The organism is Microcoleus sp. AT3-A2, assembly GCF_036705685.1.
In the GTDB taxonomy this organism is placed as follows: Bacteria; Cyanobacteriota; Cyanobacteriia; order Cyanobacteriales; family Microcoleaceae; genus Microcoleus.
Window position 1 is genome coordinate 14,727 of the sequence record NZ_JAUBVF010000065.1, and the last position, 21,064, is coordinate 35,790.

Consider the following 21,064-nt stretch of genomic DNA (forward strand, 5'->3'; position numbering starts at 1 on the left):
CTTCAACTCGCTAAGGCAAAGAGCCTTTTGGCAGTTGTGAGTTTGAGCTAATTAAAAATTAACAACTCGCAACTCACAACTCACAAATAGAGCGGGAAACTTCAAGACTAGAAGAGATGCGGGCGATCGCAACAACCTCACTTAAAATCAGATAAAAAGCCGGAAATTTCTTCATCCTCATCGTCGGAATCCAAATCACCGAGACCTAGAGCATCTAAATCATCTTCATCGGGATCTCCGGTAGTTGCTTCCCCCAGATCGTCGAGTCCGAGATCGTCGAGGTCATCGTCATCAGATACAGAGAAATCGTCAATACCGTCATCGTCCAAGTCGCCGAGATCCATGTCTAGGTCATCTGAGGTCGCTGTCCCAAAAGGATCGGGTATTTCTTCGGCGACAAACTCTGCATCTTCTTCCCCAAACGGATCGGAAATCCCCGATTCGAGATCTCCAGAGGTCAAAGTCCCAAATTGTGAGGCTTCATCTTCCTCGTCATCGCCGAGGTCGAGACCGCCCAAAGCCGAGGCTTCATCTTCCTCGTCATCGCCGAGGTCGAGACCGCCCAAAGCCGAGGCTTCATCTTCCTCGTCATCGCCGAGGTCGAGACCGCCCAAAGCTAAGGCTTCTTCTTCCTCATCGTCGCCCATATCAAAGTCAGATACGGCGTCTTCCTCATCGTCGCCCATATCAAAGTCAGATACGGCGTCTTCCTCATCGTCGCCCATATCAAAGTCAGATTCAGATACGGCGTCTTCCTCATCGTCTTCGAGACCGAGACCGTCCAAAGCCGAGGCTTCTTCCTCGTCATCGTCCATGTCGAAGTCGGAGACCGCTTCTTCCTCGTCATCGTCCATGTCGAAGTCGGAGACTGCTTCTTCCTCATCATCGCCCAGGTCGAAGTCGGAGACTGCTTCTTCCCCAAACTCATCGAAGGATTCCTCCTCGTCGGAGCTCAGTGCTGACGCTGCTGCTGCCAGACCGGCTGCTCCGGCGACTCCGGCGACTGCTCCGGCTGCTGCTAAGGCTGCACCGCCTAATTTCTTAGATTTGGCTGCGGGTGCAGCAGTGGCAGTTTGAGCTGCTGCGGGTGCAGCAGTTGCAGTTTGAGCGACTGCGGGTGCAGCAGTTGCAGTTTGAGCTGCTGCGGGTGCAGCAGTGGCAGTTTGAGCTGCTGCGGGTCTTGGAGATGTGCCGGCCGTCTGCGGCACGATATTTGAGGGCATACCCAGCGCGAGGTCCGGGTCAAAATTTAGTCCCAACACTTCGATCAGGCTGTCTGCATCCGGCTTGAGTTTTGAGAAGGGCAGCATTAATTGCTGGAGTTCCGGCTCCAGGGCAGCCGCAATTCCCAGGATGAGGTAAGAAACAGGCCTTTTCCCGCCGTCGGGTGTGGCGACCGTGTTGTCAGCCGTCATGTGCAGGAGCAGCCAAGCCCGATTTACCTGGTAGTAGTCCAACCACTTCTGTTTGAGAGCAACTGAAAAAGTATCAAAAAAAGCCATAACCTCTTTATCCTCATCCTGATCGCTAGACCTATTAAACCATCATCAGGTCTAGCTCATCTTCCTCCTTCTTGACCACCGGTTGCACTGGATTTAGATAAAAATCTGAAAGTAAGGCAAATAATTCGCGATCGGGCGTGTCGTTGGGCACTACTCCTTCGGGCATTGCCAAAATCTGGTCAGCGATGTTGAGGTAGTAATCGCAGACGTAGTTGAGGGAAGGATCGCTTTCGGCCATCTCAAACAAGGTTTTGCCTTTGACGCGAGAAACGCGAATGTCTTCAATCAGGGGCAGCACTTCCAGCACCGGCATGGGTACAGAGTCAATGTACTTGTCGATCAAGTCGCGCTTTGAGGTGCGGTTGCCAATTAAACCAGCGAGTCGCAACGGGTGAGTGCGGGCTTTTTCGCGGACTGAGGCGGCGATGCGGTTGGCTGCAAATAAAGCGTCGAACCCGTTGTCGGTAACAATCATGCAGTAGTCGGCGTAGTTCAAGGGGGCTGCAAAACCACCGCACACTACGTCACCGAGCACGTCGAACAGGATGATGTCGTATTCGTCGAAGGCATTGAGTTCTTTGAGCAGTTTGACTGTTTCGCCGACTACATAGCCGCCGCAGCCAGCTCCTGCCGGAGGGCCGCCTGCTTCTACGCAGTCAACGCCGCCGTAGCCTTTGTAGATGACATCTTCGGGCCAAACGTCTTCGTAGTGATAGTCCTTTTGCTGAAGGGTGTCAATAATTGTGGGGATCAAGAAGCCAGTGAGGGTAAATGTGCTGTCGTGCTTTGGATCGCAACCGATTTGCAAAACTTTTTTGCCGCGCTTGGCTAGGGCAACGGAGATGTTGCAGCTTGTTGTCGATTTACCAATTCCACCTTTTCCGTAAACTGCTAGTTTCACTCTTGGTTCTCCTATAGGTTTCTATCAAAACGATGAGGGCTGGGGTTTCATGCTTTTTTTCGATCGCCCAATTTCCATAGCCCAATTGCAATAGCCCAATTGCAATGCCCTTACTGTCCGTCGATTTGAGATTTCAGATTTGAGATTAAAGAATGGACTCCACAGATGAATCTGGGGCTTCTCTCTAACTCAAATTTTCGATCTCGACGACTTTTGTTTGGGGCTTGTATCCGTCTTTGGGTTAGGCCAATTTTGGACTCGGCCCTTAGTCACCTCGTTGAAAGCATTATTAGCTAACTTGCGATGAAAAGAAAGGGGGCGTCTAAATGAAAATGCTAGTAAATTTGTTTATTTTGCATCTTTGGGAATCTTAACTGGTTTTTTGATATAAAAATCTAGTTTTATAATTATTTTATACTTTTTATCTATTTTAGAATACTTTCTTAATATAAAGAGGTACAAAAATAAAACAAAAATTAACTTCTCAAACAATCTGGGCTTTTGGCTTTGGGGCTAGGATGCAGGCAGTTGATGGCTTGTGCGCGTAACTGAAACGGTCATAAAGGCGCTAGTGGATGAGGCAAACTCGAAGTGAGTTCGGATCAGTTGGGTCAGGGGAGGGCAAAGTTATGGGATTTGAGATTTGAGATGTGAGATTTTAGATGGGGAAAGATTGACTTTGCTGGGGTTTCGGGTGTTTTGTAAAAAATTGTGAATTTTTAGGAAATGATGGGGAGTCGGAGAGTGAGGGAGTGTGTCGGGGAGAGGGAGAAAGTTATGGGATTTGAGATGTGAGATTTGAGATGTGAGATTTGAGATTGGGAAAGATTGACTTTGCTGGGGTTTCTGGTGTTTTGTAAAAAATTGTGAATTTTTAGGAAATGGTGGGGAGTCGGAGAGTGGGAGAATGAGTCGCGAAGAGGGAGAGTGGATGGCGAGAGTGGGGGATGGGGAGAATATCATGTCTTCCCCATGACGACTGATACCAGTTGAAAAAAAGAATGCAACTGTAGACCCGTGATCCAAACCACGATAATGAGTCATTTCCCATTCTTCAATTTTTCAATCTAAAATCTAAAATCTAAAATCTAAAATCCTCTGATACCAGTTGAAAAAAAGGATGCAACTGTAGGCCCGTGATCCAAACCACGAGCTTCCTCAGTCATTTCCAATTCTTCAATCGAAAATCTAAAATCTCAAATCGTATGGCTGCTGACTAATGAGAACTCACGATCGGAATCTCGATCGCAAATTCAGTACCACGTCCAGCTTCCGAAACGCAGTCTAGCCGCCCCCCGTGCTGTTCGACAACTAAATGGTAAGAAATCGACAGTCCCAACCCAGTGCCCTTGCCAACTGGTTTGGTAGTAAAAAACGGGTCAAATAATTGGCGGCGAATCTCCTCCGGTATGCCCCGCCCGTTGTCGGAAATGCGGATTGCGACAAAATCGCCACCAACAACTTCAGTACGAATTGTAATAGTGGGAAGAGTCAATGGAGAACTAGGATTTGACGGGGATGAATTTTTCGCATCTCTCTTGGCCCATTCCCCTTTCTGGATTTCTTCATCCAAAGCATCAATAGCATTGCCGATAATATTCATGAACACCTGATTGATCTGACCGGCACAGCACTCGATCGGGGGCAAATTACCGTATTCTTTAATAATGTGGATAGGTGGATGTCCGCCGTGAGCTTTGAGCCGGTGCTGCAAAATCAACAAAGTGCTGTCGAGTCCCTCGTGAATGTCAACGAGCTTGATGTTAGATTGATCCGATCGCGAAAAATTACGCATCGACACAACTATTTGGCGGATGCGCTCGGTTCCTACTTGCATAGAAGACACTAGCTTAGATAAGTCTTCTACCAAAAAATCGACTTCCATCTCTGCTGCTGCTTCCCGAATTTCCGAGACTGGTTCGGGATAGTGCTGCTGGTAAAGTTCCAAAAGTTGGATCAATTCTTTGATGTAGTGGCTGGCGTGGGAAAGGTTGCCGTAGATAAAATTAACAGGATTGTTAATTTCGTGAGCGATACCGGCAATCATTTGTCCCAAAGAAGACATTTTTTCGGTTTGCACTAATTGAGTTTGAGTTTGCTGCAACTTTCGCACAGTTTCCTCTAATTGCTGCGCTTGATTTTTCAAGCAAGTTTGCTTTCGCCGCAGGACTTCTTCGACTCTCTGGCGCTTGATAATATCCCGTCTCAACAATTCATTTGATTCTAAAAGTTGAGCGGTGCGTTCTTCAACTTGTTTTTTTAAGTCGTCGTGAGCTTGGCGCAGGGCTTCTTGGGCCCGCTGCCGCTCTAAAATTTCTTGCTGCAAAAGTTCGTTGGCTTTCTGCAATTGGGTGGCTCGATCGTCCACTGCTTGTTGTAACAGCTCGATCGTCCCATACATTTCAGATTGGTTAAAAACTTGCGGCAAATTTGTCTGAGAAACAACACCCAAAAGTTCTCCCTGGCTGCCAACTACTACCAAACGGCGGACGCAGTGGCGCTGCATGGACTGGTGGACACTCCAGAGGGAATCGACGGGAGATATGCAAAATAAAGGCGCACTCATGGCCCTTGCTGCTGGGATTTCCGAGAGGTTGAGTTCGAGGGCGTGAAACTGCACGATGTCGCGCTCGGTGACAATGCCGATCGGAATTTGATAATTTTGTGTTGGTGCGATCGCCCGATCGGGATGCTGAGTTGGCTCTTGGACAATGACGACGGAACTAACTCGATGCTTGACCATGAGCTGTGCTAAATCGAGGGCTGAGGCAGTTGTTGGGGCCGAAATGACTTGGTGCGTCATGACATCTGCTGCACAGCGCAAATTGGTTAGCAAGTTAATTGGTTGCAGGGCTTCGTGAATGGCTTCGCGGGTGATGATGCCGAGAAGTCGCTCGTCCTCGTCCACTACGGGCAAATGCCGGATCTGGTGCTGGCGCAACGTGAACATAGCTGTGAAAATATCTTGAGACTCGGATTGTTTGAGGGTAATGGGCGATCGAGTCATTACATCAGCAATTGTCAGTCCGACTGTACAAGCTGCTACGGTAGTTAGCTTGACGATATCCCGTTCTGTAAAAATGCCGATCGGGCGATTATCTTCGACGACTAAGACGCAACTGCGCTTGGCTGCGCTAGCAACAGCGTTTTGTTTTTCGCCACAAAGGTGACAGGAGACGCGCATCGGGTTCATGAGAGCCAACACCTGGGCGATCGGGGTTTCTGGAGCCACGGTGAGGGGGTGGCGGTCGATCGCCCGATCTAAAGGTGACGAGTAGAGAGGCCTGCTGTTGGGGCGTCCAGCGGGTTCTGATGATGTAATTACCGACAAGTGCGGGGCTGAATCTCGGAAATGTTGTAATTGTTCTTCTTGTAGCATGATTATTAATTTTACTTAATGAGTTGTTACAATTTTGGAGACTTGGGTTGGCAGACTTAGCATTAATTAAGCGAGTGACAGATGCTTGATCGCCTAAAATCTGATTGCTAGAACACTCTTATTTAATTTTTATTTTTTAAATCCTATGTCGTGGACGCCATTAAGTCATCGAATTCATCATTTGCCACTTATCCTTGCGGGCCCGATTTTGCGCCGGACTGAAACTCAGGTCGTGACAGTTTGGCTGGCTCTGAAAGCACCCCGCCAAGTCGAACTCAAGGTTTATTCGACAGAAGGCGGAACCGGCGAAATTGTCGATCGGCCCTTGCTCCAAGGTGCGAACTCTACCGTGCAGCTCGGCAAATACCTGCACGTAGTCGCGGTGACTGCTAAACCAATTAACAGTAATGTCTTGACATCTGGGGAAATTTATGCTTATGACATCAAGTTTACTGGGAGTAGCGAGTCGAACGTCGGGGGTGCAGTCCCAGTAAATGAGACAGAAAATCTCATTTCTTGCCTGTGGCCTGCCGCCCCTGATTTATCGGCTTTGGGGCCGGAGACGATTAGTTATTTCGCTCACCAGTTGCCCACTTTTGCCTTGCCGCCGCAGGATTTAAACTATTTGCGTATCGTTCATGGTTCTTGCCGCAAGCCCCACGGAGACGGCAGAGATGCGCTGCCAATCTTGGATAATTCGATCGAACAGTTTGCAGGTACGGCAAATAGCAGGCCCCACCAACTGTTTTTAACCGGCGACCAAATTTACGGCGACGACGTGGCCGATGCGATGCTGTGGGCTTTGACGGATGCTGGCGATACCCTGTTGGGCTGGGAAGAAAGTCTGCCCCTGATGGATGATGCCCAAATAAAAAAGAATTTGTGTATCAGTATACCTAAAAATTCGCAAAACGAAAATGCAGTTGGCGAAGAGAGGGAAATTTTTAGAGAGTCGCCAATTCAGAAACCGTCTGATACTGAGTATGAGTCCAAAAAACCAATTCAGTTACAGCCGGGGACTCGCAGCGATATTGCCAGAGATTGTGGCGGCTTTACGGCGATGTTGGTGAATAAACCCAACAATGCTAAAAGTCACTTGTTTAGCTTGGGCGAATATTATGCGATGTATTTGTTAGTTTGGTCGCCGGTACTCTGGTGCACGAGTTTTCCGAAGGGTAAGGATATTTGCCCAAATTCTAAGCAGGCAAAAGTCTGGGATAGAGAAGTTGTTGAACTTGACGGTTTTGCTCGCAATTTGTGGAGAGTGAGGAGGGCGCTAGCGAATATTCCTACTTATATGATTTGCGATGACCATGATGTTAGCGACGATTTTTATTTGAATCGAGAGTGGTGTTACCGGGTGCTGGGAAAGCCACTGGGCCGGCGGGTGGTGCAGAATGCTTTGCTGGCTTACGCTGTGTTTCAGGCTTGGGGAAATACGCCCGCACAGTTCGATCGCGAAAAACCGGGAGATAAATTATTAAAGGCGGCTGAAAAATGGTCGGCTTCGGCGGGGACTGATGTTTCTGCTTGGGAGGAGGCGGCTTCGTATTTGGGAATTCCAAAACTCGATCCGAAAACTCATTTGCCTAAGTTGAAATTAGATGAAGATGTTTTTATTTTGGATCGAGATGACGAGGGTGTAAATGAGGTTTTGAATTGGCATTTTATTGTGAGAAGTTTTAAGCACGAGGTGATTGTGCTGGATACGCGGAACTGGCGGGGGTATCCGGTGAAAAGCGCGATCGATCCGCCGATGCTTTTGACTCACAAAGGTTTTGAAGAGCAAATTCAGAAACCTTTGAAGGAGACTGATTTGCTGAATAAAACAGGGGAGTTTGAGATTGAGGCGACGCTGGTAGTTGTACCAACAAATTTGGTGGGTTTGTGGATTATTGATGCGGTGCAAAAACGGGAGGTGGAACAGGGGAAAGTTTTTAATAGCGATGCGGGGGATGCGTGGAATTTTCACGAGTTGGCTTTTGTGAAGCTGTTGTCGGAGTTTTTTAAGCAGCGCGATCGGGTGATTGTGTTGAGCGGCGATATTCACTATGCTGCTGCTGTGCGGCTGAGTTATTGGTCTGATTGTCATTTTGGCGATTCTCGATCAAATATTGAGCCTTTGACGAGGGAGAATTATCGGTCAAATTGTCAATATTCTGTGCTGGCGCAGTTGACGGCTAGTGCTTTTATCAATGAGGAGTGGAAAACGCATTTAATTCATACTAAGATTAAGTCGCTGCTTCCTGAGCGATCGCACGAATGTTTGGGATGGAATGAGCCGCTGGAATTAATGAAGATTTCCAGGGGTGGCAAAAAGAAGGCTCTGGCGGCTGCTGTCAGAAATAGACAATCTCTGCCTGATTGGGGCTATCGGATTGACTGGATTAAACGGCAAAGAGCTCGGGTGTTTTTGCTGCTAGAAAAGGGAACTGCGTCAGATAGAACGCATAAAAATAAACAATTGTCATTCCTGCATAGGTTGTGGAATTTTATATCGCTGTTGTGGCGCAATCGCTGGCTGCAAGAGGGTGATGAGATTGTGGGATATAGCAATATTGCGATCGTCAGTTTTCAGTGGCCTGCTGAGGGTGATGGGGAGAAAGCGGTGATGCAAAATGTTTATTGGCGGCCGCTTTGGGAGCCGAATAGTGTGGTTTACAGTCAATATTTTGTGCCACTGGGATTGGATGAGGATGATTAGATTACCGATTTATTGAAGAAGTCCGGGATTTCGATACGGGTACAATATTGTGATCAGTTTGTGGCAGTGTCAGCCGGGGGTGAAACCCCAGTCTCATAGCTAAAGTCGGTTGGAACTGAGATGTTTCACCATTCTCAAGAACAGGCAAGATGCCTGTTCCACAAAGAATAAGTTTTCTTGTGGGGAGTCGCAGAATTTCCAGAGCCAGCCGACTTGCTCAACCAGTTGAAGACCAGACGCAAAAAGTCCGGGGCAAACTTGGCAGATATGGAAGTCGTTTTGGAAATATTAGAAAACCATCAGCACGAAAGTTGAGGGGAAAACAAACCTTCTTGCTGTGCGATGAGCGCGAAAACCTTGGTTGATATACTATGAATTAGGAAGCCCGTGACGAGATTTGAACTCGTGACTTCCTCCTTACCAAGGAGGTACTCTACCACTGAGTTACACGGGCATAAAAAATTAAGAACCTCCAATTAAAAAATTAATTTTTAATTCTTAAATTTTAACTTTTTATTAAATTGAGGTGGGCCGAGCTAGATTTGAACTAGCGTAGGCGTAGCCAGCGGATTTACAGTCCGCCCCCATTAACCGCTCGGGCATCGACCCATTTCCATCACAGTTATATATCCTAGCACCAGAATCTTTATTTGCAACATTATATTTAAAACTCTAATCATTAATGTGAGAACACATAAGTGAGTTAGCGGCTGACGGGAAAATTGAACACTGTTTAAGGTGTGCATTCCTAAGTCTAGGCTGGGTGCCCGCCCGGAGCACCCTAAGTCTAGACTAAGAGGAAATCCCTAATTCACTAATTCCCCGGTTTCTTGCAGGGAGTGCAGGCGACGATAAATACCTTGTTGACTCAAAAGTTCTTCGTGGCTGCCAACTTCGACGATTCTACCGCCGTCGAGTACGACGATCGCATCGGCTTCGCGAATTGTACTCAGTCTGTGGGCAATAATTATGGTGGTGCGCGTACCGAGGATATTTCGCATGGCTATCTGGATCGATCGCTCCGACTCATAGTCCAAACTAGAAGTAGCCTCATCAAAAATTAACACATCCGGCTCCACCAACAGCGCCCTCGCAATCCCCAATCGCTGCCGCTGACCGCCGGACAACCGCATTCCTCTCTCCCCGACCACGGTATAGTAACCTTGGGGCAACAGCCGCACAAAATCGTCTACTTTGGCGATGCGACAAGCATCCTCAACTTGCTCGAAAGTTGCATTTCTGTTTCCGTAAGTCAAATTTTCCAGCAAAGTACCGTTAAAAACGTCTACTTCTTGGTGGACAATGGCTAAACGCTGGCGGTAGCGAGTCACGTCTAAGCTGCGAATGTCTTCGCCGTCGATCAGAATGCGGCCGGAGTTTGGTTCAAAGTAGCGAAACAGAAGTTTAACTAAAGTCGATTTCCCGGAACCCGATCGCCCGACTAATGCTACAGTCTGACGGGGATGAATCAATAAATTCACATCTTGCAAAACGGGTTTTTGGCTGTCGTACCCGAATGTCAGACCGCTGATCTCAACTTTGCCGGTAAATTTATAAGGCGACGCCGATCGAGCATTTTCTGCTAAATTAACCGCATCAACACCGTCTGGCGTTTGCATAAACTCGTGGAACCGGATCATTGAAGAATAGCGCCGCGCCAATAATTCGGCGATAATGCTAATCGGACGCAGTTGGGAATAGGCCATGCTTGCCAGGGTGTAGACGGTAACAAAATATCCGAGGGAAATTTTGCCTGCAACCGTGGCTGCTAGGCTAAAACCAAGAACTGAAAATAAACACAACTGGACGATCGTCTGCTGGTATGTCCCCAAGGTGACGTATCCTTTGTGAATGCGGTTGATCACGACTTTTAATTCGCGATCGAGTCTGGTGGTTTGCCTCTTGAGTTCATCACTTTCTGTCGCAAAAGCTTTGACTGTTTTGATGTTGGTGATAATTTCCGAGTTGCGGCTTTCGGTATCTTCGATGTATTCATCCAGAATTTCTTCCCGCGCAGTCACCCCTTGCAGGCCTTTGAGAGTGAAACTGAGGATAAATAGGAATGAAACCAAAATTAATAAGCCAATCCGCCACTCAATTAAGCAGATAACGGCAAAAATGCCGATTAAGCGGACGACTTCGGGGATGAATTCGCCGGCAATTTCTGGATAAGTCCAAGTATGGTTGGCGATGCCTTTGGCGATGCGGCTGGCAATCCGTCCAGCGTTGTTTTCATCGTAGAATTCTAGGGGTAAGGTGAGGATTTTGCCGATCGCACTTCTCATTCGATCGCGCCTTGCCCTCAATGGTATCGCCCAGTGGAACCAATTTGCTACCCAAGGTTGGATCGGTGCTTTGGCTACTGTTACCAGAAAAATTATGCCGAGCAAGACGGATAGCGATAATATTTTGTTGGGTGACTGCTGGGTAACAGAGGCGATCGCTGTTATCAGTTTTTGGGTTACTGTATCTGTAGGTTGACCCGACAATACGTTTAATATTTGACCGATCGCGTAAGGAACAAGCAAATCGGCTAGTGCTAAAACGCTGGATGCGCCTATGCTGTAAAGTGATATTTTCCAGTAGCGACTGTAGTATTTGAAGATGTCCTGAAAGCTTGCCATAAATTCTTGTTGAGATACAACCCTTGCAAACACTTGCATTTAAAACTGCGCTCTCGGCGCGCCGTGTTTACAAGTGTACTACAAAAGTAGTTGATCGGGGAGTCATCTCGGCTCATGCTAGCGACTCGCCCGATCGGGTGATTTATGGCAATCATTCGATCGTCAGCAATCGATCCGCATTCCTGGGCAATAAATTCAAGACTAAGGGCAAAAAAATGCAAAAGACAGAATTTTTCTTAAATTCTGCCTTCTGAGCAATGCCTTATAAGTTTTACGTTTGAGTCGTCTGTTAGCTGAAGGTGTAGGCTGATTGCAGCGCCCACCAGATCAAGAAGCCGATTCCGCCGGCAATGACAATCGCCGAAATGGCGATCACTATAGGACTGTCAGCTCCCTTGAACTTCATGATTCCGCGATTTAAATCTGACATGACAGTGTTCTCCCACAATTCCAGCTTGATTGTAGCTTTGTAGTCAGCCGATGGCGGTCAATTTTCACGGCAATTACTGATTTGGTTAATGATCTGGCTGCTGAAATTGCAGGTGGGGAGTGGGTTTGGGGGGGGTTTACTGGGTTTGTGAAAAAAACTTACTAAAAAGACTTGACAAATTTTGAGAATTGAGACAATATTGTTAATACCGCAGGAAATGCGGGTGTAGCTCAGTGGTAGAGCGTCACCTTGCCAAGGTGAATGTCGCGCGTTCGAATCGCGTCACCCGCTTTAGAAGATAAAAAAATCAAGAAAACCGGAAAGTAGATCAAGAAAGTTTTCGGTATCCTCCTAATGAAGGATGGTTGAAAATACCTAAGTTAGTGGTAAGATTGAATGCAGAACTTGCAAGTCAAAATTGCCGATCGGGCGAGATCTCGGAACAGGCAGTTGAAAGCCTCGCTTTGGCAGAATTGACAAGTTTGATTAAGTGGATATGTTAACGATTATTTTTGTAAAAACGCTTTTTTTATCTGATCGCTAGTGCCATCTCAAAAAGCTCCCAAGATTGACTTAAACGATGAGTACCCCTGTCCTTGCCGACGGCGGGGTCGTCTAGTTCCCATAACGTTGACAGAAGCCTTTGGCTGCAACCGCTGTCAACAAATATTTGTATTGGACGAAAGTGGAGACGTGATCGAGCAACTATCAACGAACTATCCTTACAAGCAGGCTTGGCGGTGGACGGGCCACCAGTGGAACAGAGCGCATCCGGGTTTGAAGGCTCATTACTTGCCACTGGCTTTGGGTATGATATTGGTGCCGCTAGTGATTTGGTTGCCCTTGGCGTTGCACTCGCCGGGCCCGAATATTATTCTGTGGGCAATGGTCGCCGTGCTGCTAGCAATGCTGCCGGCGCTGATGGTATGGCTGGCTTATAGGCGTTAGCTAGATGATAATAGAGGATTTTACCCATTCATCAGATGCCGCAAATGTTGCGCGTCGCGCTTATCAAGCTTCTTTGGAGTTGGCTACGACAAAGAGTGCTGATCGCGCGGCAGCTTTGCAGGCGATGGCGGGCTCGCTGAAACGTCGGCAAAATGATATTTTAGAAGCAAATACTCTGGATCTAGAAGCGAGTCGGGACATGGCGATTCCCGAATTGATTGTGGAGTGGCTGAAGCTGACGCCGGAACGGATCAAGACAACTGTGCAAATTCTGGAACGGTTGGGGGAAATGCCAGATCCGATCGGGCGGGTGATCAATGCTTCTTATCAGGTCGATCGGTGTCAGGTTTACTGTCAGTCGCTACCACTGGGGGCGATCGCTCTAATTTACGAGGCGTTTCCAGAGTTGGGGGCGATCGCCGCGGGTTTGTCTCTCAAAAGCGCTAACAGTTTGATTCTTAAAGGCGGCAGCGAAAGCTGGCAAACTAATGCTGTAATTGGGGAAGCTTTGGTGTCGGCGATCGATGAGGTCGGTTTGCCATCGGGATGTTTGCAGGTACTGCCGCCGGATCGGGGCGCTTCGATCCGAGAATTGGTCACTCAAGACCAATATCTCAATTTAATTATTCCCTACGGTAGACCAAGTTTGGTGCAGCAGGTGGTAAGGCTGTGCACAGCACCAGTTTTGAGGTCGGCAATGGGAAATTGTTACCTTTATTGGTCGCCGACTGGTAGTTTGGAGATGGCAAGGTGGATGATTTTGGACAGCCATCAAAGCGTGCCCGATCCTGTTAATGCGATCGAGAAAGTGCTGATCGATCGCAACCAAAAGCCTTCTTCCTTAGTCAGGCTGTGGAACAGTTTAAAAGAAAAAGGCTTTCAAATTAGCGCTGATGCGGATCTTGTTGCAGATTTCCCAGAGTTGAAGCTGGCGGAACCATACGAGTGGACTCAACCGTATTTAAACAAAACCATCGCGTTTAAAGTTGTCGATAGTTTAGAGATTGCGATCGGCTGGATCAACCGCTACAGCAGCGGTCACGCTGACTGCATTGCCACTGAATCTTACTTAGAAAGTCGCCAATTTGCTCTGGATGTTAACAGCGCCTCAACTTTTATTAATGCCTCACCTCGGTTTTGGCGCTATCAAAATCGGGGAGATGCGATATTTTTGGGAATGTCCAACCAAAAAGGTTATCGCCGGGGATTGATCGGGTTAGATACACTGACGACAATTAAAGAAATTGTTCAGGGAAACGGACTTTTTTAATTTTATAGATTATTTAGGATTGGTTATTGAGATTAAACCCAACTGAAAAGTGGGAGACTATTATCGATAGGTAAGCCTTTAAGAGGTGTTCCAAAATTATTTTATAGGATACAATAATATCTTGGTACAAAAATCAGGCAGCCTTGATCTAAAGGAATTTGATCACAAGCTCCCGGATAGCCGCAGTGGAGACCGACGATAAAATCTCCGCATCCTAACAATAAGCCGCCGGATTTATGTGTGGGTTCAATCTCAAATCGGGTACGGGATCTAATTAAATTTAGAAACTTATTAAGTCACATGAAAATACTCTTAGCGATCACATGAAATCCGAAAAATCACTCAATACTGTAGACAAGACTGCAACGCCGACTTTAGGCAAAGAAACGCTAATTCACCACTCGGTATATGTTAAAAAATTGCGTCCGCTGCTGCCATCAGAGGCCTTTGAAGCGAATTCCAGCAAGTTAGGGATACTGCTGATAAATATCGGGATATTATTGTTAGGATGGGGAATTGCTGCTAATCTCGATCGCTGGCCTGTCTACCTTTTATGGCTTTACTTACCTTTAGCCGTCATCATGGGTAATAGTATCATAGTTTTGCTATTTAGCTCCCACGATTTGATGCACGGCAGCGTTCAGAAAAAGTCTCGCCTGACTTATCCGATCGCCTTTTTGGGACTAAGTATGCTGTTTATGCCACCTACACAGTGGAAATCCCTGCACAACCTCGTACATCACAATAACACGAATTCTGTGGCCGATCCCGATCGCAACTATCTGTACCAGCAACCAGATACTTGGGGAAAATGGATTCAAAATCTGTTTGTACCGTCGGTGGAAGTCAATCCGGTGTGGTTAATTGTAGGGATGGCGGGTTCGTGGTTAGTGCATAATTTCCGCAATCTCACCTCGGTGCTGTTATTTAACGATAAATCTGTTGATTACGTACCGGCGGCCTTTACAGTTAGTCCTCAAGATAGATTGACAATCGCATTTGAATGTCTGGGAATTTTAGGAATTCATGCGAGCATTTTATTCTACCTAAATTTTCATCCGCTCAAAATCGCTCTTGCGTACTTTTTGCCGATCGCAATTGGTCATGCAGGCGCAATGTTTTACATCTATACCAATCATATGGGTTGCCGGATGACCGCCATTAATGACCCGCTGATCAACAGTGCTTCTGTGCGGGTTCCTAAAATATTTGACCTGCTGCACTTGAATTTCTCTTACCACACAGAGCATCATATTTTCCCCAGCATCAACTCAAACTATTATCCGATGGTGCAAGAGTTGTTGCAAATTCACTATCCCGATCGCATGAATTTAATCGATGCTGGCGACGCTTGGCGGTTGCTGGTGGAAACACCCCGGCATTATCAAGATGAAGTTACCTTCACTGATTCCTCTGGAACAATGTCTGTAAATTGCTCGATCGCTGAAGACTACAAAAGCTGAGAATTCGCATGGCAGCCACATCTTGAACCATGCTTAAGAACAGGCTTTCCGGCCTGTTCCACAAACAATAAATTTTCTTTTGGGGAGTAGGGGTTGGGTGTCTCGCGCAACCCCTACTATCCAAAAATACACTCCTACATACTGATGCTATTTAGCACCAACGAAGGCTTGAGAGCAAAATAAGGGATGACTCGTTTTTGATTGTTGGCATCAATCTCGTGTTCTGCCAGATTCAAATTTTGCTGGAACTGTCTGGCTAAAAGTTGTATCGGGGTTCCCGCAAAAACTTCGTCGAAGCTCATCCGGTAGAGTTCTCGGAAAGATTTATCGTAGTAACCCAAACGGTCATATCGATAAGCTGTCAAAATAAACAGAATTTGCAGTTGATTGGCCGCTCGTTTGTACGGAGGAAGTAACCGTAAAATGTCCTTTTCCGTAATCAATTCTAGATTACCGGAAGCGGTAATCCTAGGAATGTCCCGGTAGGCGGCCAAAGGCATATTAGCTGCAAAACTCATGTATTCATACTGAGGAAAATTGACGGCTGAATGCTGCGGGCCACAGGTAAAAATTACAGTTGTGACAATTGCAATTAATTGTTCAACGGTGTCGATGTGGTCTGGCATTCCTTTGACTTTACCGCCGTTATCAGACGCTAATTCTTGAGCCCAGGTTTGCAGTTCCACATCTTGTACGATCGCCTGATTCGTCGGGTAAAAGAATTTAAGATAGCCCGATACAAAGGTTTCAATCGCATCCCAAAGCAACAATCCATCATCTCGGTAAGGATAGTGAGGCAGTTGATTGGGGTCATCCATTCCCCGATTTTTCAGTTCAGCGGGTAAGGCAAATTGATCGAGACTCCATGTACTGCACGCCTCTCTAGTCAGTTCCATTGACTCAGCCAAGGTACCACCTAGCAATTCCTCAACAGGCCCGCCGGGATTGATCAATCGAGAACGAGCCAGATCGTTGTTGGTCAACATAAAGCGAAAGTGCGGTTTCAGCAGCAGGCTAAGCGGGTGATTTTTAGCCAACTGTCGGGCGGTGACGATCGCAATTGGTTCCATCACCAGATGAGTTCGACCTAAATGCGAGTTCATTTCATGGTGATTGGCATCTGCTACTTGTACACAGAGTTTCGCAAACAGCCAATCGACAGGAGGATCGAATGGGGTATAGACATGGCTACCGGGCGTCGGATCGAGTTGAATTGCAATAGGTGTCATTTCACCGCGATCGCGGACTCCAGTCCACCGCCAAGCGAAAAAAGCCCGTGGTTTGGGCAAGTATTTTCTGCCTTTTTCATAGGTTCCGCCTCCAACGAGAGCAGGGGCGCGATAGTGTTCGTCAGTACCTGTGTAATCGGCAATGTAAATGTTTTTTTGCTGCAACTCTTGCTGCAGATCGAATAATGGGTGCAAACTGGAAAGACCCCTGAGTGTTTCTGCCCGAGGATCGCTGGCATCTAAGAGGCGAAGCACCATCGGATTTGCTCCAGACAGGCGCTGTTCTGCAAAAGAGCGATCGGTTTGGTAAATTTTGGCAACTCCAGGTAGCGGTAGCCAAGTAAAAAAGTCTTCATAGTCTTGGAGTTCGTCGAGAGGATCGAGAAAAGTTCTCGAATCGGCTGCCAGCATATTTGCCGGAAGTTCCGATGTTGCTAATATCCGTTCTGCAAGATACTTGCTCGAAAAGTTCTCGACTGCGGGCACATCTTTCAATAATGCCAAAGGTGATAAACTCTCATAGTCAAACTGATAAGCTTGTTGCTGACGATTCAAGGAATCTTTGCGCTGTTCTTGGTTCGGGTCGTCTTGAGGAAGAGAAGGTTTCATATTGTCTACCATTGTATAAATCAACTCTCTTTTTGTAGTAAAATATTGCACATCATCACTACCGATCGAGGAGGGAATTTAAAAACTATTATGCAGGCTCACGCTTGATATAGATCTTATTCACCGAGCAATAATCTTGTTCCGGATTTTTTTAAACTCAGAAAAATTCCTCAAAAGAAGGCAACACTTCTCGATCGCCCTAAATCGACGTATAAAAGTTTCATACTCCCGATAAGTAGGTCGCACTCAAGAACCCCGACTTCTCAAAGAAGTCGGGGCTCGGGGTGTTCGGTTTTTTGAGCTTGGTCTACTGATTAGCGGTTAGGCACGAACCATTAAATATTGGCCATTGCCGTTGTATTCGCCGTCGCAACTCGCGAAATTAGCCACAAACCAAATTAAGTAAAACCGCCAGATTCGCCGAAATTTGGCATAGTCGATGCCGTAGTCTAAATCTTTGACTATTGCCTGAGAATTGTCAAAGTTTTTCAGCCAGTTAGCAAAGGTTGTGGAGTAATTGTATCCGTTGAGATACCATCTTTGAATTGTTTTGAGGTCTTTGTTGTGGCTGGTAACTGCATCGTATTTCCAGTAACGGCCGTGGGGGAAAATGTATTTGTGCGTGAAAACGCTGGATATATTGTTGGGAATGCGGACTGTAATAATGTGAATGAAAACTTTGCCGTTATCCTTCAGGAAAGAGGCAAGCTGTTGGAAACCCTTCGTTAAGTTGCCTATATGCTCAAAAACTCCGATGGAGAGAATTTTGTCAAATTTTGTCTCGAAGTTGGCGTCGTTCAAATCGCCTTCATATAGGGTAAATCGACCTGAACTAAGGTAGCTTTCGGGGTCTTGCATCTTCTGACGCATATACTCGCATTGGTTGTGGCTGAGGTTAATGCCAGTAAACTGGACATTGGGGAATTTGGAAAGAATGTAATTGGGAACGCAACCCCAACCGCAACCAAAGTCTAAAATGCGATCGCCATCCTGAATCTCTAGCTTTTCAATCACATCATCAATCATCTGCATTTGCGATTGTTCAAGGTTGGCGGCTCCTTTTTCCCACAGCCCCATGCTGTACTTAGGATAAATGAGTTTTCCGTCGCCTAACATCGGATTCAGCATTGCTTGAGGTAAGTCGTACTGAATTTTCATTAAATCCCCCGGCCCTTCGGCTGTATGGTCTGTTTCTGTTAGTACCCATTCGTAGGGTGCAAGCAGGGAGGGGAAATGCTTAAAAAAGACCGGCATACAGGTATCAAAAAGCGATCGCAATACAGAATCCGGTACTTCTAAGCCGTTGATGTAAGACTCTGCTACTGCCATGTGCAGCGTGTTAACTGCACTGGCTGCGAGGCGAGTTGCTCCGTAGGCGATCGGACTTTTGGTATGGATATTTCCGACGATGGGAATGTGGTTTTCGATGTTTTGTAGGGCTGTTGATGAACTCATGGTTATACTGGTTTTAAAGATGCTGCTATTCTATCTCACGGACATTAGCTGGTTGTTAGAGAGCAAAAAAGCTGAAACTATTGCCAAGTAAGGTTTGCCTACCAAAAATCCCCAAAATCATAAAAAGCTATGGCGGTTGAGGGGGATTTGATAACGGATTTATCGGGGTTTGGGCGATATTAATTTTATTAAGAATTATGTCATCCCATTTTAGATTTTAGATTTTAGATTTTAGATTAACTCTACAGCTTGAATTGGGGTATTTTCATGGTGAGAGGAAAACTTTAGTGCTCAGTTATACCATTTTAGATATGAGAATTGAAAATGAATGATCAGCTAAGAGTGGGACTCTTGCCTAGAGTTGCATTTTTTTTTAAATTGGTGTCAGTTTGGCGGTTGAGGTGACGAAACGAGAAGCAAATGCCGATCGCGACTTATAGTTAAGGAATCAGGGATACAGAAAAAATGCCCAGAAACCGGGTTTGCATACAGGTTCGCTGCAATAACAGATGTCCGCGAGATTCCTCGCTAATTAGCTAGACGCGCCACATATGCCACAGATTCACTATCTGCCGGACGATCGCACGATCGAGATAGACGACGACGATATAATTCTCGAAGCTTCCCTGCGTGCCGACATTCCCCACACCCACATCTGCGGTGGTAGCGCCCGATGTTCGACTTGCCGGGTATTAGTTGTCGAAGGTTTAGAATTTTGTTCTCCCCGCACTTTGCCGGAAGAGGAACTCGCAAAAAAATTGCGTTTAGAGCCGGAAATTAGGCTAGCTTGTCAGACACAGGTTGCGGGCGGCAAGGTGATTTTGCGCCGATTGGCGATCGATTCTGAAGACTTGGAATCATTTAACGACGAAATGTCGGGAAAGTTGATTTCTGCTCCTGTGGGTCAAGAGAAGAAAATTGCAATTTTGTTTGCCGATATTCGAGGGTTTACTGCATTTGCAGAATCCCTGTTGCCCTACGATGTAATTTATGTTTTAAATCGCTATTTCCAAAAAATGGGTTATGTGATAAACCGCAATGGCGGGATGATTAATAATTACATGGGAGATGGTTTTATGGCGCTGTTTGGGTTGGAAAATCCCGACAAGGCGGCGGAACAAGCGGTGAGGGCTGGGGTGGAGATGCTGGAGGAACTAGAGAAACTCAATCCCTATTTTGAGACTTTATACCGTCACCGCTTGCGGATTGGGATTGGCATTCACTGCGGCTGGGTGGTTGTTGGGAATTTGGGGGCATCGAAGAGTCAGACAGTTACGGCGATCGGGGATGCGGTGAATTTGGCCAGCCGGATCGAGGCGGCTAATAAGCAAGTAGGAACCAGTTTACTTATTTCCGAGGAGACTTATCAGGAAGTTAAGGAATTGGCGATCGTCGATCGGCGTGTATCAGTGCCAATTCCGGGGAAAAGTGGCGAATATCCGCTGTATGAAGTAGTCGGGATGCCGCCGCTGCCCCTGGAAATCTCCTCGATTTCCGAGGTCAAAGAAAAATCTATTTGGAAAAGTTTTGTCAAAAATTTGTGTACTTTGTATGCTGCGGTGTACAATTGGATTAAGAAAATTTGGATTCAAATTAGAAAACTATAAAGCAACTTTTTTGAGTTTTGTTATTCCCTCGACAAGATGAATATTCCTCAGTCAATAGTTCGGATTTTTCTCATGCTCCCCAACGGTCAGATAGTCGCACAACTGCGAGATAATATTCCAGGTATTGCAAGCCAAGGAATGCTTTCTACTTTTGGTGGTGGCGTGGACATTGGAGAAAGTCCACAGCAAGCAGCCGTGCGAGAATTGGAAGAAGAAACTAGCCTAAAAAGCGATTGCAACCTTGCATTTGTCACAACTTTTATTTACACGACAAACAATAATCCAAAATTTATCCAAAACAATCACCTATTTTTGGCAAAAGTTAGCAATTTTGAAAAAATAGAAATCAAAGAAGGTGTGGGTTTTGTAGTTTTGAGAAAAGATGTAGATTTCGAGAAAGTCAACGCAGGGGAAGGTACTCAAATGGCTTGGAAATTGTTGCAGGAATATTTAAAATAAAAATTCCCACACTACCTTTTCCCCGCGATGAGACTGAAACTTTAATAGAGAACTTCTTTACGATGTTGTCAAATACGAATTCCGATTACGAATTATTACTACAACGAGCGATCGCGATCGCCGCCAAAGCTCATGATGGGCAGGTTGATAAGGCAGGCAATCCCTATCTCGATCATCCCCTATTTGTGATGGAAAATGTAAATTCTCTAGACCAGAAAATTGTAGCGGTTCTACACGATGCTGTCGAAGATTCAGAACTTACACTTGAGCAACTTAGAAGCGAAGGTTTTCCAGAAGTTCTAGTCTCGGCGATCGCGGCGATTACCAAAATAGAAGGAGAAGCTTATGCAGCTTATTTAGAACGTGTGATTGCCAACCCGATCGCATTGCGAGTCAAGATCGCTGATGGGGAGCATCCCACTTTTACAGTCAGTATAAATACTCAGACAATTGTCGGGCTAAGCTGATGGCATAATAGAAAGCA

14 protein-coding genes and 3 tRNA genes are annotated in these 21,064 nt (G+C 46.3%); 8 read left to right on the top strand and 9 right to left on the bottom strand.

Going from position 1 to position 21,064, the window contains the following annotated elements:
* Window positions 1-137 precede the first annotated feature (137 nt).
* The 3 genes from QUB37_RS24765 to QUB37_RS24775 all read right to left on the bottom strand — a co-directional run bounded on the left by QUB37_RS24765 (window position 138) and on the right by QUB37_RS24775 (window position 5,782).
* On the bottom strand, window positions 138-1,502 hold the full coding sequence (locus QUB37_RS24765) for a DUF5331 domain-containing protein (protein ID WP_333167219.1): 1,365 nt from the start codon (window positions 1,500-1,502) through the stop codon (window positions 138-140).
* A 34-nt stretch (window positions 1,503-1,536) separates the two neighbouring features.
* Window positions 1,537-2,403, bottom strand: a complete 867-nt coding sequence (gene bchL / locus QUB37_RS24770) for a ferredoxin:protochlorophyllide reductase (ATP-dependent) iron-sulfur ATP-binding protein (RefSeq protein WP_006634709.1) — start codon at window positions 2,401-2,403, stop codon at window positions 1,537-1,539.
* 1,216 nt (window positions 2,404-3,619) lie between these two features.
* A complete protein-coding gene (locus tag QUB37_RS24775; protein WP_333167221.1) occupies window positions 3,620-5,782 on the bottom strand; it encodes a CBS domain-containing protein in 2,163 nt (720 codons plus the stop codon).
* A 181-nt stretch (window positions 5,783-5,963) separates the two neighbouring features.
* Here QUB37_RS24775 and QUB37_RS24780 point away from each other — a divergent pair, with 181 nt between their 5' ends.
* Complete coding sequence (locus QUB37_RS24780) at window positions 5,964-8,486, top strand: PhoD-like phosphatase (protein ID WP_333167223.1); 2,523 nt, start codon at window positions 5,964-5,966, stop codon at window positions 8,484-8,486.
* 382 nt (window positions 8,487-8,868) lie between these two features.
* On the opposite strand, the gene QUB37_RS24785 is transcribed toward QUB37_RS24780, so the two are convergent.
* The 4 genes from QUB37_RS24785 to QUB37_RS24800 all read right to left on the bottom strand — a co-directional run bounded on the left by QUB37_RS24785 (window position 8,869) and on the right by QUB37_RS24800 (window position 11,540).
* Window positions 8,869-8,940 (bottom strand) — tRNA-Thr (locus QUB37_RS24785).
* Between the two features lie 73 nt (window positions 8,941-9,013).
* Window positions 9,014-9,095 (bottom strand) — tRNA-Tyr (locus tag QUB37_RS24790).
* A gap of 197 nt (window positions 9,096-9,292) precedes the next feature.
* Entirely contained in the window at window positions 9,293-11,110 is a 1,818-nt protein-coding gene (locus QUB37_RS24795; RefSeq protein ID WP_333167225.1) for an ABC transporter ATP-binding protein, read from the bottom strand.
* A 289-nt stretch (window positions 11,111-11,399) separates the two neighbouring features.
* Entirely contained in the window at window positions 11,400-11,540 is a 141-nt protein-coding gene (locus QUB37_RS24800; protein ID WP_236507792.1) for a hypothetical protein, read from the bottom strand.
* 219 nt (window positions 11,541-11,759) lie between these two features.
* On the opposite strand from QUB37_RS24800, the gene QUB37_RS24805 reads away from it, so the two are divergent.
* The 4 genes from QUB37_RS24805 to QUB37_RS24820 all read left to right on the top strand — a co-directional run bounded on the left by QUB37_RS24805 (window position 11,760) and on the right by QUB37_RS24820 (window position 15,221).
* Window positions 11,760-11,831, top strand: a tRNA-Gly gene (locus QUB37_RS24805).
* 252 nt (window positions 11,832-12,083) lie between these two features.
* The gene (locus QUB37_RS24810; RefSeq protein ID WP_333056560.1) at window positions 12,084-12,488 is read left to right on the top strand and encodes a hypothetical protein; all 405 of its coding nucleotides are present in this window, start codon (window positions 12,084-12,086) and stop codon (window positions 12,486-12,488) included.
* Between the two features lie 4 nt (window positions 12,489-12,492).
* Window positions 12,493-13,758 carry a glutamate-5-semialdehyde dehydrogenase gene (locus QUB37_RS24815; RefSeq protein ID WP_333167230.1) on the top strand — a complete coding sequence of 422 codons (1,266 nt, stop codon included), beginning with the start codon at window positions 12,493-12,495 and terminating at the stop codon, window positions 13,756-13,758.
* Between the two features lie 323 nt (window positions 13,759-14,081).
* Window positions 14,082-15,221, top strand: a complete 1,140-nt coding sequence (locus QUB37_RS24820; RefSeq protein ID WP_333167232.1) for a fatty acid desaturase — start codon at window positions 14,082-14,084, stop codon at window positions 15,219-15,221.
* Window positions 15,222-15,355: 134 nt separating this feature from the next.
* Here QUB37_RS24820 and QUB37_RS24825 read toward each other — a convergent pair whose 3' ends face one another.
* Together QUB37_RS24825 and QUB37_RS24830 are read right to left on the bottom strand one after the other, a co-directional pair.
* The gene (locus QUB37_RS24825; protein WP_333167234.1) at window positions 15,356-17,059 is read right to left on the bottom strand and encodes a lipoxygenase family protein; all 1,704 of its coding nucleotides are present in this window, start codon (window positions 17,057-17,059) and stop codon (window positions 15,356-15,358) included.
* 321 nt (window positions 17,060-17,380) lie between these two features.
* Window positions 17,381-18,514, bottom strand: coding sequence for a class I SAM-dependent methyltransferase (locus QUB37_RS24830; RefSeq protein ID WP_333167236.1), 1,134 nt, complete (start codon window positions 18,512-18,514; stop codon window positions 17,381-17,383).
* A 551-nt stretch (window positions 18,515-19,065) separates the two neighbouring features.
* Here QUB37_RS24830 and QUB37_RS24835 point away from each other — a divergent pair.
* Genes QUB37_RS24835 through QUB37_RS24845 form a run of 3 tightly spaced genes read left to right on the top strand, consistent with a single transcriptional unit; the run spans window position 19,066 to window position 21,047 of the window.
* On the top strand, window positions 19,066-20,121 hold the full coding sequence (locus QUB37_RS24835) for an adenylate/guanylate cyclase domain-containing protein (protein ID WP_333167238.1): 1,056 nt from the start codon (window positions 19,066-19,068) through the stop codon (window positions 20,119-20,121).
* Window positions 20,122-20,157: 36 nt separating this feature from the next.
* Window positions 20,158-20,580, top strand: coding sequence for an NUDIX domain-containing protein (locus tag QUB37_RS24840; RefSeq protein WP_333167240.1), 423 nt, complete (start codon window positions 20,158-20,160; stop codon window positions 20,578-20,580).
* Window positions 20,550-21,047, top strand: a complete 498-nt coding sequence (locus QUB37_RS24845) for a GTP pyrophosphokinase (RefSeq protein WP_333167242.1) — start codon at window positions 20,550-20,552, stop codon at window positions 21,045-21,047. Before QUB37_RS24840 ends, QUB37_RS24845 begins: the two co-directional genes overlap by 31 nt.
* Window positions 21,048-21,064: the final 17 nt, after the last annotated feature.